The following is a 15,737-nucleotide window of genomic DNA, read 5'->3' as shown; positions in this document are numbered from 1 at the left end:
CATGCTTCGAATTTCCGCGGCTTTGACCGCGGAATCCATACTTTAGACCTGGACTGGATTTTGAACATATATAAAGGATTCAACGCTACGCTCGGGTTCGGGATGAGGTGGAGGTGATTACCGTCTGTGTTTTTTGTTCGGTTCGGTGTGAGCAAATGCCATGCTTCGAATTTCCGCGGCTTTGACCGCGGAATCCATACTTTAGACCTGGACTGGATTTTGAACATATATAAAGGATTCAACGCTACGCTCGGGTTCGGGATGAGGTGGAGGTGATTACTGTCTGTGTTTTTTGTATTGTCATGGCAATTTATGTGTCATTTAACCGTATTTTATACGGTTAAATGAATTGATTTTTTATACTAATCTTTGCTGTTTATTACTAGGGGCTGTTGACATTTCATTATGTTAAAGCCTACTTTCCGCGACTTGTTCGCGGAATCGACAGATCTTGCGCAAAACAACAATATATTGCGCCTATAAAGAGTGAATTGGATCCCGCGAACAAGTCGCGGGACGTCGAAACTTGAATTGTCAACAGACCCTAAACCGCTAAGCGAATTATCCCATGTTAAAACTGAACACGCCAGAAGAGCATTCTTCTCACCCATTAATTAAAAATATTCCATGGTCTATTTTCTCCAGCCCCGATTTTTTTAATTGCCAAATTAGTAAGGAAGAATTGTTTCGCTTGAAAAAACCCCTGGAAGAATCATCCCAAAGGCTACTACTACGAGAGCGGCAATACTGTTCTATTCTATGCGTTCTCTTTGGACACTGGAAGGAAACAGATCAGGTTTTGCTCGATGCAATAAAAAACAATATGAAAGTACTTGATATTATTGCGCTCCACGCCATTGTGATCTCGGGCCGAACCAGCTTGCTTAAATGCTTTATAGAAAATATGTCTTTGGATAATAGGGAAAAACTACGTATTGACACTTATATATTAAATATTCTGTCAGGCAGAATACTAAGTTCTGATGATGTTTGCGTCTTTGAGATTTTTGAGGAATTAATTCCTTCGCTGATCACAAAGCTGATGAACTCTGACACTCGTTTGAGCTTGTGGCGGGTAGCAACATCTCAAGGTTGTTTTGAGATACTGAAGTTATTTGCAAGGCACATGGAGCCTGAAACGATAAAAAAAACCATTTCAATGCAAGAATTCAAATTATATTCATTAGGGCTAATGAACCCCAACCAACTGCAAATTACACATTATTTCGAGTCATTTTTTGAGCAATACTCGCCTGAGGATATGATTTTAGCTGGTGATTTGGATGTTTTAGTCAGAGCACTATTTTCAGGACATCAGACTGTTATTAACTATTTTCTTGCATATCCTCGTATATTTTCTAAAGTCGATAAGATCCGACAAACAGATCTACAAATCAAAGTGGACCAATTCATCCAGTTTCAACTGGATAAGTGGCGCTATGCTGAGGAAATACCTGCCTCATCAAATACTGATGCGTGTTTTTCCTTACAGGAAATTAGTTTAGCCATGCTTTTTGCACGTCGTTTTATTCGGCAGGACACTTTTACAGCACATGAATATCTGCGAAAGCTTTTGCATATCCAATCTCTTGCAGAACACATGCATAGGGATTGGATTCCCGACGAAGGCGACAGTTGTTATAGACAGCCTAATGGCTTGTTACGGTTGGCTCTAAGTGAGAGAAAAATCAGCCTTGCAAAATGCCTGCTGTGCTTGCCTGCTGTGCGTGAACTGGCTAAAGCAGAGAACTATTATAAAGCAGAAATCCCCTCTTGTTTTGCGATAGAAACTTTTTCAAATAAATGTGATGAACAGCGTTGGAACGGTATTAATGATTTGGAGCGCAGCACGGATGAGGATTGTATTTTTCGTTTATATCTAATGACAAAGACTATGGTGCTGTCCAAGCCGGGGCATTTTGCATGCCCGGAGAGTGCTACAAACGATTTTTTTGACCATTATGCCCATTGTGCAAGAGAGGATGAACACTATCATGGCAGAGTCATTACATACTTATTTAGCTCTCATTATGGAGTGATGAAACTGTTTGTACTGTTAAACCAAGGATTATGTATTAGCTATGTCGGAAATAATCATCAAGAATGTCGTAATCAAATCCATGGTGTTGGCTATAGATTTAATCGTGGTATGGTGAGCCAGGAAGAACACCATAATTTTGAATGTTTTTCAAACCATCTTGATTTTCTTATCAATACCGACAGCAGAGTTGAGGTCCTTGACTATTTCCATGCGGCACTAATCAAACATTATATTAATACCTACATTTTTCCCGGTAGCAAGCCTTCATTTATAATGGCAAAGAAACCCAAGGAAGTCTGGTTTGATATGGTGGCTAATGGTAATTTTTTGGTTTTGGAATATCTGTATGTGCTCATGCGAATTGGTGGAGTTCCATTGTACAGTGAAAATTTCAAAAGATTTACTTTTTCTCGTTTTTTTGATCAATCGGTAACTCAGGCACGTAAAGAATGCGATTATCTTTTGGATATATACACGGACAAATTCGATGATATTTGCATCCAATCTTGTGCCTCTAAAATAGCTACCGGCATGGCTAAGGAATTATTGATAGAAGACTTTTCTCTCAATCTCAAAAAAATAAAAACATACCAAATAATACATAAATATGCTCAGAAAAGTTATGGGCGTTGGGACCGTGAACAACTTAATGCACTGTCTATGGCAAAATTTATCAAGCTAGCCGGTTTACTTGCTTTGCGATTTGAACACTATACATTTTTTGATGTTTTGTTGCAGCTGTCAAAAGATCTGGGACCAGTCTATCGTTACTATAATACCCAATATCTGAACCAAGGCCTGATGTCTATACCGGGTATATCCATTTCTCAAGGAGAACTGAGCTTTAGAATTGATAAACTCGGTGAGTTTCAGAATACTTGGACGGATATTGTTACTTTATTTCGCTCACCTGAAATAATGGAACCATTTTGGGTCTTTCTGGAAGGTAAAATTGAACCGAAAATAAAACATGTTCCCGATATACCTAATGAGCTTAAGCACAATAACATCCATTTTTTTGAGATAAGTTATCCGGGACAAACTACTATGGATTGGTATTTATCGCTAAGCACCGAACAAAGAAAACTCAATCAGGCATTGCATCTGACTCTATTGGAGCTGGAGCGGGAAAATGGATTTAACCTGGAGCGGGAATCTACAGGTGATGTTGTACCACGGTTTCATGGATTTGTGGATTCTGAGTATGCTAATAATTTGCTTTTATCCGGCTATCTTTTCAAGGAATGTTCAAAATATTTACCAGGTATTTTGCATGGAGAGAATGGTCATCGATTGCAGTGGGCTGCCATATCCTTTTTTATTCAACAAGGTACTATTCGGTTACCAGAGGGGAAAAACGTACATGATTTTCTGAGCTATGTTATTAAAAACAATCTATGGACTACGCTAGTAGATCATTACGAATGTAATTTTGGAGGCCCCCATTTTATTGCAAGCTGGCTAAGAAATACCAGTCAATACCCCAGTTTACAAAAAGCGATGGTTATTGGTTATTGCAACCGAATGAACAAGTTTCTGCAGAATTTACCCAATGAAAACAACGCATGGAACTATGAACGCTTGATTCTTCTGCAAAGCTGTTTTGAGGAACAATTTGCCACACAATTACCTCGTATCAAAATGGAGGAAATTAGACATCCAATGAAGAAATTTTTTGCTGACAGTAATGGAATATTATTATGGGGTGTTTATGATAAAGCTAAAAGGACGGATTATGGACTTCGAGTAAGTGATGACGAGACTCAACACCACTCTCCTGCGTCATCTTCACGCCTGTTTGTATGATATATTGGATGATTAGAACAATACAAATTTTTTTAAATCAATCAATTACCAATAAAGTCTTGGAAACCTCATCTCGAACAATTAGAGCGATCTCCACAATTCTATGGAGATCATTAACAGATTCAAGACGGAAAAAAATCCGCAGATATGCAGAACAATGACAACTGAATTTATTCGTGATCAGGATGTACAACAAAAATTCCAGGGGCATTACGGAGGTATTCATGATAATCCATACCGTACCCGAAGATATAATGATCTTCTACCTCGAGACCCACAAAATCAGCTTTTTGGAGACCATTAGGCACCCTTTTGCGATATTTATCGACCAGGACAGCACTATATACTTGTTTTGCTCCCATCGCTTTAATTTCATCAATAATAGCAGCTAACGTTACTCCGCCATCCAGTATGTCATCGACTATTAATACCGTTCGACCTTCCAAATTAACAGAAGGTTTGACCTTCCAATGAATTTCACCGCCAGTGATCTCTCCCCGGTAGCGGGTAGCATGCACATAATCCACTTCTAATGGAAAGTCCAGACGGTGCAGCAAGTTGCCTAAGGGGACTAAGCCACCAATCATGACACATAATATGACTGGATTTTGATCCTGTAGTTTTTCATGAATTTTAATAGCCATTCTATCCAGTGCGGCTTCTACTTCATTGGTAGTAAATAAACAGGTTGACTTTTCATAAACTGCCTTTATTTTACTAGGGATGGTCATTTAGTTTCCTTCGATATTGATACTGAATTGTTATAGAACATGACTGGTGTCACTTAAAAATAAATTAATCTTTTATTTTACCTGTTCCTGGAAATGGACTGACTTTATTGCCATAACCCAGATTGTCCTTGACTTTAGCGGTACCTTGTTTCGTTACTTCATCAATTCGAAAGATTGAATGCATGGGGATAAATGTACGCTTGACTCCATTAAATTCCATTTTTAGTTTTTCTTCGGAAGGATCTACGACCAAAGCAGTTTGTTCACCAAATACCAACTCTTCTACTTCAAGAAAGCCAAACATTTCGCTTTCTTTAATAGAACGGGCGTATATTTCATAAATTGCTTCTTGATTAGCGAAAGTGATTTTAAACAATGTTTTTTTCGTCATGAATGTAACCTTTACTTAAAGCAAATTGAAGTATACAGAAAGATGAGTGTATTGTTCAAATAATTATACATTAATAATTAATTCGTTGCCGGCTGTAATGGGGATTTATACTCTTTGACACTGATTTGTTCCAGCGGTTGAACTAATAATGAAGGGCTAATGTATTCATATTTTTGAGCTATATAGCAATAAAAGCCTGATGGGAACGGCCAAATCATCTTACCTACCTCATCAACAAAGGTCAATTTGTTGAGTATGGATTGATTATTAACTGGAGGCATATAGCCAAAATTGTTTAAAGAGCATTGTCTATAGCCTCTTTGTAAAAAAATTCGATTTAGATTAAAGGCAGTACGCATTTTTATTTTTCGGTTATCATAACAATGCAATAACCCCAATTTCATCGCAGCTCCCCATAAACTCCATGGGTTTATGCTAAAGAATACAATAAGGCCCATCGGTTTTAAAACACGATCGAGTTCATCTATCAGGGAGTAACTGTTATCAAAAGGTTCCAGGGCCAGAGGTACGATTACGCAATCCAGGCTGTTTCTATTTAACGGTATTTGGCTAAAGGAGCATTCAAGGCTGAATTTTTTCTGAAGATCGAATGGAGAAGCCAACCATTTGCTGTTAAAGCGTAACGAATCCATCCAGGGATTATCACCACAATTACCCAATTGTAAAAGGGTCTCTCCTGTTAAACAGTCATTGAGCGGAGTTAATTGATTGGCAAACTCATGCACAACAGACAAGCCCAGTGGCGTTTGAAACCACTTATTCAAGGCTTGATAATGGTGTAACTGCTGTGCGATTAACAAAATAGTACCTGTTTTGATAATAATTAATTGATTAATCTACAATACAACGAGATTCCTGATCAAACAATTCATTTTGAATGATTTAAATCGAACTCGATGCATTCTCAATTCAATTTTAAAAGTGAAATCCATTATAAGGTGAATCCATTTGTATTGAATCACTCATTGAATTCCCTCCCTCTCCACTTCACCATCCCAATTACAGCACGAGTTACCCAATAATGAATATAGCAAACACCTGAGCAACCGGTTTCTCTCAGCAATAGGGATGAGGTTGTTCTTTGTCCCGCATCACTTAACTATAGGATTAAAGGCAAATAATAGCTAAAATTCGTGAAATTAAATGAGTTTTTAACTATAGTTAAAAATAATATACACTTTGAATACAAAATATGGTTCTAGTGACTGACGAACAAAGATTGCAGGGAATAGGACAACTTCTTGTTCTCGAAAAGCTATTAGAAAAATCCAAGGCCATTGAGTATTATAAATCTGCTGCTTCTGAAAAAATTTCTCTAATACAATACTTAGTAAAAAATAATATATTGACTGCGGAGCAAATTGCTTTGACTGCAGCGCAAAATTTTGGCGTGCCAATGATCGATTTGAATTGTATTGATCTCGATGCCATACCTGCCAACCTGGTTAACGAAAAATTAATCCGTCGTCATTCAATGATCCCTTTATTTACCAGAGGTAGTAATTTATATCTGGCAACAGATGATCCTAGCAAACAATCCTCTCTAAAAGAAATTCAGTTTCATACAGGCTTAAATACTAATGCGATTGTAGTTGAAACAGACAAACTCTCTTTGTTAATTGAGCGATTATTAACCGCAAAAGAAAGCCAGGGATTATCCGATTATGTCGATGATTCCAATGAATTGGAAGGTCTGGAAATCAGTGCCGATGATGAAGATCACGAAGGTGAGGTATCCGCCTCAGTTACTGATGATGCCCCAATTGTTAAATTTGTTAATAAAATTTTACTGGATGCCATTAAACAAGGAGCTTCAGACATTCATTTTGAACCGTATGAGCGCGAATATCGCATCCGTTACAGACAGGACGGTATTTTACATGAAGTAGCCACACCTCCGGTCAGTCTGGCTTCCCGGATCACGGCACGAATAAAAGTAATGTCCTGTCTGGACATTTCAGAGCGACGAATTCCACAAGATGGTGGCTTTAAGATGAAAATCTCCAAAACCCGTTCGATTGATTTCAGGGTAAGCACCTGCCCTACTTCGGGTGGAGAAAAGGTTGTCATGAGGATATTAGATCCCGGATCAGCCAAGTTAGGAATTGAAGCTCTTGGATTTAGCCCTATTCAACGTTCACACTTTGTAAAAGCCATTGAACGTCCTCAGGGTATGATTCTGGTAACTGGACCTACTGGAAGTGGTAAAACAGTCACGTTATATACCGCTCTGAATATACTCAACACCAGCGAAGTCAATATATCAACGGCAGAAGATCCCGTTGAAATCAAAGTCCCTGGTATTAATCAGGTCAATATAAATCCCAAAGCAGGTTTAACCTTCTCTGGTGCTTTGCGCTCTTTTTTACGTCAGGATCCCGATATCATAATGGTTGGAGAAATTAGGGATTTAGAAACGGCTGAAATCGCAATTAAAGCGGCACAAACCGGACACTTGGTATTATCAACCCTTCATACGAATAGTGCTGCAGAAACCTTAAATCGTTTGGTTAATATGGGCATACCTACTTTTAATATTGCCAGTTCAGTAACTATTATTATCGCTCAACGTCTGGCCAGAAAATTATGCGATCATTGCAAAGTAATCAGAGATGATTTCACTAATCAGGGATTATTGGAATTAGGTTTTAAAGAAAGTGATTTACTGGATATCAAATTATATAAATCAGTGGGGTGTAACCAATGCACCAATGGATATCGTGGGCGTGTTGGACTCTTTGAAGTACTTCCCATGACTAAACCAATTGGCCAACTCATTATGTCCGGAGGAAACTCCCTGGAAATCTTAAAAATCGCCCAATCAGAGGGAATGCTAACCATTTTTGAGTCCGGTTTGGAAAAAGTGAAGGAAGGTATTACCACCATAGAGGAGGTCAATCGGGTAACCGTTGATTAATTTCATGGATAAAAAAGCAAATCCGGTTTTAACTTTTCATTATGAAGGGATAAACAAATCAGGTCAAAAAATGATTGGTGATATTGAAGCCAGAAGTATGGCTATAGCCAAAGCAGACCTTAGAAAACAAGGTATTGTCGCCAATAAAGTAGTAAAAAAGCGAAAACCACTATTCGATAGAAAAAACAAAAAAATAAAACCCGGCGATATTACCGTATTCAGTCGTCAGTTAGCTACCATGATAGAGTCTGGAATCCCTCTGGTACAATCCTTTGATATAGTGGCGAAAGGTCAATCAAACAAGCGGCTTAAAGATTTGATTGAAACGATAAAGCACGATGTTGAAACCGGCCTTACCTTATCTGAAGCTTTAGTGAAACACCCTGCTTTTTTTAACGAATTATTTTGTAACCTTGTTGATGCCGGTGAAAAATCAGGTTCCCTCGATGTCATGCTGGATAAGGTAGCCACTTATAAAGAAAAGATTGAAACCATCAAGAAGAAAATTAAAAAAGCACTGACTTATCCAATAGCCGTCATGGTTGTTGCTTTAATCGTTACCGCTGGTTTATTGATCTTTGTCGTTCCGCAATTTGAATCCTTATTTAAAGGGTTTGGGGCTGATTTACCGGCATTAACTGCAGCGGTCGTTTCCATGTCAAAATTTATGCAAGCCTATTGGTACTATATATTTGGAGCATTGGGCGCAGGTGTTTATGCATTGATTTATGTAAAAAATCATTCCGTCAATTTCGCAGAAAACATGGATAGATTAGTATTAAAATTACCCGTACTTGGACCCATTATTGAAAAGGCAGCCATAGCTCGCTTTTCCAGAACACTATCCATCACTTTTGCTGCAGGGTTGCCACTGGTTGAAGCATTAAAATCTGTTGCTGGAGCAACGGGAAACATCATTTTCGCCAATGCTACTGACAAGATTCGAGAAGAAGTAGCTACTGGGCAACAAATGAATGTTGCCATGGAAAATACTCATCTTTTTCCCAATATGGTCATTCAGATGGTTGCAATAGGTGAAGAGTCAGGAGCGTTGGAAAAGATGCTTGGCAAAGTGGCTGACTTCTATGAAGAAGATGTCGATAACGCAGTTGATGCTTTAAGTAGTTTATTAGAACCTATAATTATGTCAATATTAGGTGTTCTGGTTGGCGGTTTGGTGGTTGCTATGTATCTGCCTATCTTTAAACTGGGATCAGCAGTCTAATCACAAGAATAAATCAGAACCGGATAAGGACTTGAACCATTCATGATAAACGAATTATTAAACTATCATCCCGCCTTGATGTATGTGATCATCATGATGATTTCTCTTGCTGTTGGAAGCTTGCTTAACGTCATCATTTATCGCCTGCCAATCATGTTGCAGTCAGAATGGAGAGAGCAATGCTGTGAGTTGTTAGCTATTCCCGATAAAAAGGAACACCAGACTCTCAATTTATTTTTACCCCGCTCTTTTTGCCCTGAGTGCAAAACGCAGGTAAAAGCATGGCAAAACATCCCTATTCTCAGCTATTTATTATTAAAAGGCCGTTGTTCTGCATGCAATCATCGAATTTCTCTGCGTTATCCTTTTATAGAATTGTTAACGATGCTTCTTTCTTTATATGCAGCCTGGCATTTTGGATTTACCGCACAATTAATTTTTGCGCTCTTGGGGATATGGGCTTTAATTTCATTAATGTTTATTGACCTGGATCATCAATTGTTGCCTGACAGTCTGACCTTAGGGTTTCTCTGGATTGGTCTTATTGCCAACACACAAAACTTGTTTGCCAGCCTTCCAGTCGCTGTTTTGAGTTGTGCTGGAGCCTATATAGGGCTTTGGTTGTTTATCCAGTTATTCTATTTAGTTACAGGAAAAATCGGGATGGGGCATGGTGATTTTAAATTGTTCGCTGCCTTTGGCGCCTGGTTCGGCTGGGTCTATTTACCCTTAATTCTCCTGTTATCGTCAATCAGCGGAGCAATTATTGGCATAATCTATTTACGTGCAAGTAAACAATCAAGAGATACAACCATACCTTTTGGCCCTTTTCTCTGCATTGCTGGCCTCATTTCCATGTTTTGGGGGCAATCAATCATTGCCTGGTATTTGCATTTTTGGTTGTAAGTCTCTCGATCATGTTCAGTTTAATGTGCATCCTTTCTGCGCTGCATGATTGCAGAGAAAAATTCAGGTTTATTTAATCCCATAGAGGCAAAAATCTGTGGGATTTTATCCCAGCTTCCTTCTTGCTCAATGCTTTCAACAATCAGCTCAAAACCCTTATCCTTATCAACATCAAGACCCCAGCCATTAATCAGGCATAGCCCTCTTAATCTTTTAGCACCGATATGTCCTAATTTTTCAGCAGCCAGTAAGTGAGCATGTGCTTCTTCAAAAATTTGCTGGCTTCTTTTCTGGTTTGCAGGACTATTAAATACGCCCTCATCATGCAGATTTTGTCTGTATTTAGCTTCATCAACAAACATTTGGGCTAATTGGTAATGTGCGGCAGAGTCATCGAGCTCAGCAGCTTTTCGATAGCATTCAATTATCATTATTTCAGTATAAGGTGCATTTTTATTACCTTGCAGCTTTTTGAATAATCCGGCCAGCTCGTAATAACACAAAATTTCTCGTTTAATGACTTCATCTCCAGGTTGATTATTAACCCGGTTATTCTGCATGGCTTTAATTTTCTTGGTCAGTCGTTTGATTTTCCAGCGTTTGATATTAAACATGGATACTCCTGTCAGTATTATGCGGTGCTTTGAATAATAAATTGTAATAAAAATACCACAACTACAATTAATACCATCAATAAAATAATTTTAGCAGCTAATCCCAGCGACTCTTTAACTTCTTTCTCATGTTCTAATGTTTCTTCAGGGTCTGGTTTTTTTGCAAGACCCAAAATTTGATCATCAATGTAATTGGATATATAGTATGAAATATAGCCAGCAATCAAACTGGGCATAAAGAAAATCATCCAGGTAACAATTTTACTCACGGTTTCGCCGTAATCATACCTATTTTCAAAAAACATGATCATATCACTTACCAGATCGGGTACGTCATAATATAAATTCCAAATTAAATAAGGCAGGATGTACATGCTGAAGAAAAACAATCCCAAAGCCAGGATCAAACTAATAATTCCCAATATATACAATTTGTTATTTATGGAATATCTGTCTTGCTCCATGATATCCTTCCGTAGTGTTACAATCTAAATAGACCTTGTTTTAAGATAGCAGATGAGGGCAAATAAGTACACTTGCTGCTTATATTTCATAATTCGTTTAACATTCATTACTTTATTTATATTTTAAGGATTTTTTATGAAACGCCAGGTTTTTATGCTTTCTGATGGAACAGGTATTACCGCGGAAACTCTAGGAAACAGTCTCATTACTCAATTTGAAAATATTGAGTTTGAAAAACAAACCATACCCTACATCGATTCACTACACAAAGCGGAGCATGTCATTGCGCGTGTTAATAAATCCTTTGAAGAACAAGGCATTAAACCACTGGTATTTATGACATTAGTCAATCCAGAAATTCGCCAATTGTTTAAGAATGCCAATGCCTGCGTCTTTGATTTGTTCAGTACTTTTATTGATCCCCTGGAAGCCGAATTAAATGAAAAATCATCTTATACCGTTGGTCGAACGCATGGTGTAGCTAACGATAAATCCTACACGCATAGAATTGAAGCTGTTGATTTTGCATTGTCGCATGACGACGGAATTAAAACTCGGGGATATGATAAGGCGGATATCATTTTGATCGGAGTTTCTCGATGCGGAAAGACTCCAAGTTGTTTATATATGGCTTTACAATATGGAATATTAGCAGCGAATTATCCATTTACAGAAGATGATTTGATAGGCTTTCATTTGCCTGAAGTTTTGAGGCCTTATAAACATAAGTTATTCGGACTGACTATTGATTCACACCGATTACAGCAGATTCGTTCAGAACGCAGACCCAATAGCAAATATGCTTCATCAGAGCAATGCCGACTCGAAGTTACTGAAGTAGAGGCGATGTATAAAAAAGAAGGGATTCCGTACATTAATTCTACCAAGTATTCTATTGAAGAAATCGCCACCAAAGTATTGGCGTCAGCTGGTTTGCACAGGAAAATATAAGGTTCATGCTAAAGACTTTTGGGGTGTTGTGCACTATATTGTTATTGAAGATTTAAATTTTAGCATAATAAGAAGGATACTTATTTTGAAAAGTGATGATATTAAAAAAGATTATGAATCAGGCGTTGATCTAGTCAAAAAGCGTTATCTTCCTAAAGGCTTGGATTTGCTGAAGCAAATTGAGGATTTTTCCCCTGAATTAGCCGATGTAATTGTTCGTCAGGGAATACATGAGATATGGCAAAACAAAACTCCATCACTGAGTATGCGTGAAAAAGAATTAATGGTTTTGGCGTCTATCATTACTGACAATACCGTGCAATTTGAAGTTGCTTTACATACTGAAAATTGTTTGTTGCTAGGTGTTACTAAAGCAGAAATCCTGGAAATGCTGGTACTTTTAACGCTATACGTTGGTCAACCCAAAGTACTCAATTGTCTCGATGCAGTGAAGCTGGCTTTTGCCAATTTTGATGAGCATCAAAAAAAATAATACTTCTTTGAGGAAAAATGGGACATGTCAACATTGCTGGTAACTGAGTATGATGCTGATATGGATTGCAATGTGATTCATATTCCCTTTATTATCCATGTTATAAAGGAAGTGGACGCTTTATTTTTCCTGAACACTCAAAGATAACTTCATTCACTCTATTGCCCAGCTAGTAGCACAAGTGGCGCAATTCATCCCCAAACAGACCTCTTTTGTGTTACTATGCGTTTTTTTTAATCCGGGCGATTGAAATTATGATTACCTTAACCGAAGCTAATTTTCCTTTAAAAGCACAAGAAGTAATTGAAAAATATTATTTAAAACCCATGAACGGCAGTAAAAAAAGCAACTTAAAGGATGGTCATATTGAGCGAATAATACATGGTGGCATGCACGCCAGTCGTGCTACTTTATGGTCTTTGGTCATGAATCAGCTTCTGAAAAAATTAGCTCCAGTCTATGTACATTCAGCCCTTGATAAAATAGCTAGCCATCTTAAAACAGATACACAAACAGCATTATTACTTATTTTAATAACAACAACATGCCACGACTCAGCTAGAAAAGGTGAAGGTGCAGATATTTGGGAAGCTGAAAGCGCAGCCAATACATTAGAAATTTTAAAATCTTTAGGGTTGGAGGATGCTCAAGCTCAATTATTTGCAAATGCAGTACACTGGAAAGACCAACCTACAGTGTACAAAAAAGAATTATGCAAATTAGGTATCGACGAACAGGATTGCAATGCCTTTGATTATATTCGTAAACTGGTTAATTTAGGCGATAATCTAGATCTTATGCGTTGTATAGGCTCTTTTGATTCAAGCTATATCTTTAACACTCTAAATACTATCGAGAGGTTTGATCAAGAAGTACATCACAATGAAGTTATCGCACTGATTAAATCAATGCATCAAATGATTTATGATCAACACGATATGTTCTTTGATAGTACTGTATTGGATCTGGATAATAAGCCCATTTTTAGCCATCCAAGTAGTCATACTCCAGCCAAAAAACTACAATTCGAGCACGCGGGCAATGTATTCATAGCTGTTGTCCAAGATGTTATAAAGTATCCTGAAATTCAAGCCTTGGTGCCCGATGAATTTAAAAATTTAAAAAACACTAAAGATACAATACCTGCTGCCCCATTTGATCCTTTTATACATGGTACAACGTCTGCAACACTGGCCTTAATATCAAAAACAAATTTTCAACTTATGCCTGTACTAAAGATGATAGATGACTTTCAAACAGCGCCAATGGTTGGTGAGTTAACTAAAGGCGGTTACAGTGTATTAGGTTTTAAAAGTGTGCAAGAGGAGGACATTGGGGCAACTTCTTATGGAAATGTGTTAACAGGAAATTACAATTTAAAAAAAATCACTGCGAATTATACACTGTTTAAACCGCTAGCTAGCAGTACTGCGTTGCAGGATTTTAAACATTCAATTAAATACGGTTTAGCTAGTGGGTTTTCAAATTTTAATTTATTTCTGATTTATTTTACTCGTGCACGGCAAATGCATCAATCACTTGATCAAGTAATCACTAAAACGGAGATTGATACATTAAATCAACAATTACAAGGAACAGTCCAATTTTATTATTTTATTCAATTGCTGGGTACTTATATTCATCCTGATTTTGAGGCAATAAAAGAGGCCTTGGCTCAATCCAGTTCATTGACAAAAAGAGATATTACAGATGCAGCATATAGCCTTTTGAACATGGAACAAATAGTCAAAAAAATCATGCTGCATAATATCGATATGAAAGATATTGTTTTAAACCCAACAGAGGAAAATCTTGGAAAAGTCCTTAAAGTTCTCAAGTTTCCTAAGAAGGCAGTCATTAAATCTGGGTTTGCAGCTGTAGATAAAGAAATTGAATTACCAATCTCACAGTTTTTTAGTTTAAAAAAACCAACACTACCCAAATATGAAATAAGTGAACAATATGATGAACATCATTTTGGATATTTTTCTCGTAATGTTAATGGGTATTGTATCAATGAGTGTATAGAAAAATTTCTTTCACAAAGAGTGGGAGCAGATTATTTTGTAGGTTTAAGTAAGGAGGCTAAAAAATATGTGTTTGCTCTGGAGGATCGTATTCGTGTTTTTAATAAGCTAGTTCACACACCTCAAGAGCAATTTAATCTTACCATGGATCAGCAAGCCCTTTTAAAGGCAACTTATCCAATTATATTTGTATCTCAGTCTAGTAATATCAGACCTTATGGAGGGGAATACCGCAACAGTGTTCCTTCGAGATTAGGTGATGATATTAGATTGATTGCTACAGATACTATTAGTCATCAGGATCATCTTAAAAAATACCTCCGCCAGCACCAAGTTAACCCAGTTCAAGTGGTATTATTTAGTGACTTAGAGACTGCAAGCAAGGACAAATCCTCCCTACCTTTATCTATCAACTCACAACAACTCAGAAACATGTTAACCAAGACTAAAGCTCATAAACATGGCAGACTTTTTTACGAGTTATACGAAATGTTGGATGATTTGAATGATAAACGAAATAAATATCGCTATAACAATCCCCAAGTATATAAGGCTCTAGACAGACTCCTAGGTGAAATCAATAATGAGATGAGTACAGCTTTTCCTTTAGACAAACCCATCAGTGGGAGTGCCATACGTGCTTTTTGTATGAGAAACACCACCCTAATTGAAGAGCAAAAATGTATATTTGAACAGCACAGAGGTGTATTGGGTATACTAGATACAATTTTAACTGTACTTGCAAGTTTAATTGTACTATATCCTGTAGTCTACCTGTATCAAAAAGCTCACAATATACAGCATACCTTTTTTAATACAGATTCAGCGATAAAAGCTCAAAATACAATGGCTACACTTTCTAAAATAAATGCATTTGCTGATGATTTTCCAGAAGACGAGGTAGTTATATCGTGTTCTGCTTAGATTTGGCTGGATACGCGGTAAAACCCAGATAAAAGCAACCTCCCCACTTCGAATTTCTGCGGCATCGACCGCGGAATCCAGAGAATGGATCTGAACTTGTTTTTCAAGGAATTATTGGAGATTCATGTTATGAGCACAACCTTAATTTCGCCATCCCGCAGCATTAAGAGTGAGAGGCTTAATGATGGTTTTATTTCATAAAGCCCTTAATTAATTCTGAATAAC

General features: G+C 37.5%; 12 protein-coding genes. 7 read left to right on the top strand and 5 right to left on the bottom strand.

Going from position 1 to position 15,737, the window contains the following annotated elements; translation table 11 throughout:
• The first annotated feature begins 568 nt into the window (after nucleotides 1-568).
• Entirely contained in the window at nucleotides 569-3,847 is a 3,279-nt protein-coding gene (locus ELY21_RS13160; protein ID WP_127110170.1) for a hypothetical protein, read from the top strand.
• A gap of 170 nt (nucleotides 3,848-4,017) precedes the next feature.
• Here ELY21_RS13160 and ELY21_RS13155 read toward each other — a convergent pair whose 3' ends face one another.
• The 3 genes from ELY21_RS13155 to ELY21_RS13145 form a co-directional block, all read right to left on the bottom strand.
• On the bottom strand, nucleotides 4,018-4,578 hold the full coding sequence (locus ELY21_RS13155; protein ID WP_127110168.1) for a hypoxanthine-guanine phosphoribosyltransferase: 561 nt from the start codon (nucleotides 4,576-4,578) through the stop codon (nucleotides 4,018-4,020).
• A gap of 64 nt (nucleotides 4,579-4,642) precedes the next feature.
• Entirely contained in the window at nucleotides 4,643-4,969 is a 327-nt protein-coding gene (locus tag ELY21_RS13150) for a DUF1820 family protein (protein WP_028384641.1), read from the bottom strand.
• 77 nt (nucleotides 4,970-5,046) lie between these two features.
• A complete protein-coding gene (locus ELY21_RS13145) occupies nucleotides 5,047-5,790 on the bottom strand; it encodes a methyltransferase domain-containing protein (protein ID WP_127110166.1) in 744 nt (247 codons plus the stop codon).
• Between the two features lie 392 nt (nucleotides 5,791-6,182).
• On the opposite strand from ELY21_RS13145, the gene pilB reads away from it, so the two are divergent.
• From pilB to ELY21_RS13130, 3 genes are read left to right on the top strand one after another with little or no spacing between them, the layout of a single operon-like run.
• Nucleotides 6,183-7,907, top strand: coding sequence for a type IV-A pilus assembly ATPase PilB (gene pilB / locus ELY21_RS13140; protein WP_127110164.1), 1,725 nt, complete (start codon nucleotides 6,183-6,185; stop codon nucleotides 7,905-7,907).
• A gap of 4 nt (nucleotides 7,908-7,911) precedes the next feature.
• Complete coding sequence (locus tag ELY21_RS13135; RefSeq protein ID WP_127110162.1) at nucleotides 7,912-9,132, top strand: type II secretion system F family protein; 1,221 nt, start codon at nucleotides 7,912-7,914, stop codon at nucleotides 9,130-9,132.
• A 42-nt stretch (nucleotides 9,133-9,174) separates the two neighbouring features.
• Nucleotides 9,175-10,038 (top strand): A24 family peptidase, encoded by an 864-nt coding sequence (locus tag ELY21_RS13130; RefSeq protein ID WP_127110160.1) that lies wholly within the window; start codon nucleotides 9,175-9,177, stop codon nucleotides 10,036-10,038.
• A 20-nt stretch (nucleotides 10,039-10,058) separates the two neighbouring features.
• Here the strand turns inward: ELY21_RS13130 and ELY21_RS13125 are convergent, their stop codons facing one another.
• Both ELY21_RS13125 and ELY21_RS13120 read right to left on the bottom strand, forming a co-directional pair.
• Nucleotides 10,059-10,652, bottom strand: a complete 594-nt coding sequence (locus tag ELY21_RS13125; RefSeq protein ID WP_127110158.1) for a hypothetical protein — start codon at nucleotides 10,650-10,652, stop codon at nucleotides 10,059-10,061.
• Between the two features lie 17 nt (nucleotides 10,653-10,669).
• Entirely contained in the window at nucleotides 10,670-11,116 is a 447-nt protein-coding gene (locus ELY21_RS13120; RefSeq protein ID WP_127110156.1) for a hypothetical protein, read from the bottom strand.
• A 136-nt stretch (nucleotides 11,117-11,252) separates the two neighbouring features.
• On the opposite strand from ELY21_RS13120, the gene ELY21_RS13115 reads away from it, so the two are divergent.
• The 3 genes from ELY21_RS13115 (at nucleotide 11,253) to ELY21_RS13105 (ending at nucleotide 15,512) form a co-directional block, all read left to right on the top strand.
• Nucleotides 11,253-12,068 carry a pyruvate, water dikinase regulatory protein gene (locus tag ELY21_RS13115; protein WP_028384648.1) on the top strand — a complete coding sequence of 272 codons (816 nt, stop codon included), beginning with the start codon at nucleotides 11,253-11,255 and terminating at the stop codon, nucleotides 12,066-12,068.
• Nucleotides 12,069-12,153: 85 nt separating this feature from the next.
• On the top strand, nucleotides 12,154-12,561 hold the full coding sequence (locus tag ELY21_RS13110) for a carboxymuconolactone decarboxylase family protein (RefSeq protein ID WP_127110154.1): 408 nt from the start codon (nucleotides 12,154-12,156) through the stop codon (nucleotides 12,559-12,561).
• A gap of 254 nt (nucleotides 12,562-12,815) precedes the next feature.
• A complete protein-coding gene (locus ELY21_RS13105; protein ID WP_127110152.1) occupies nucleotides 12,816-15,512 on the top strand; it encodes a SidE phosphodiesterase domain-containing protein in 2,697 nt (898 codons plus the stop codon).
• Nucleotides 15,513-15,737 lie beyond the last annotated feature (225 nt).

Origin of the sequence: Legionella sp. km535, assembly GCF_003990085.1 — a bacterium.
GTDB classification, from domain to species: domain Bacteria; phylum Pseudomonadota; class Gammaproteobacteria; order Legionellales; family Legionellaceae; genus Legionella; species Legionella moravica.
This window is presented reverse-complemented; position numbering and strand designations above follow the sequence as displayed.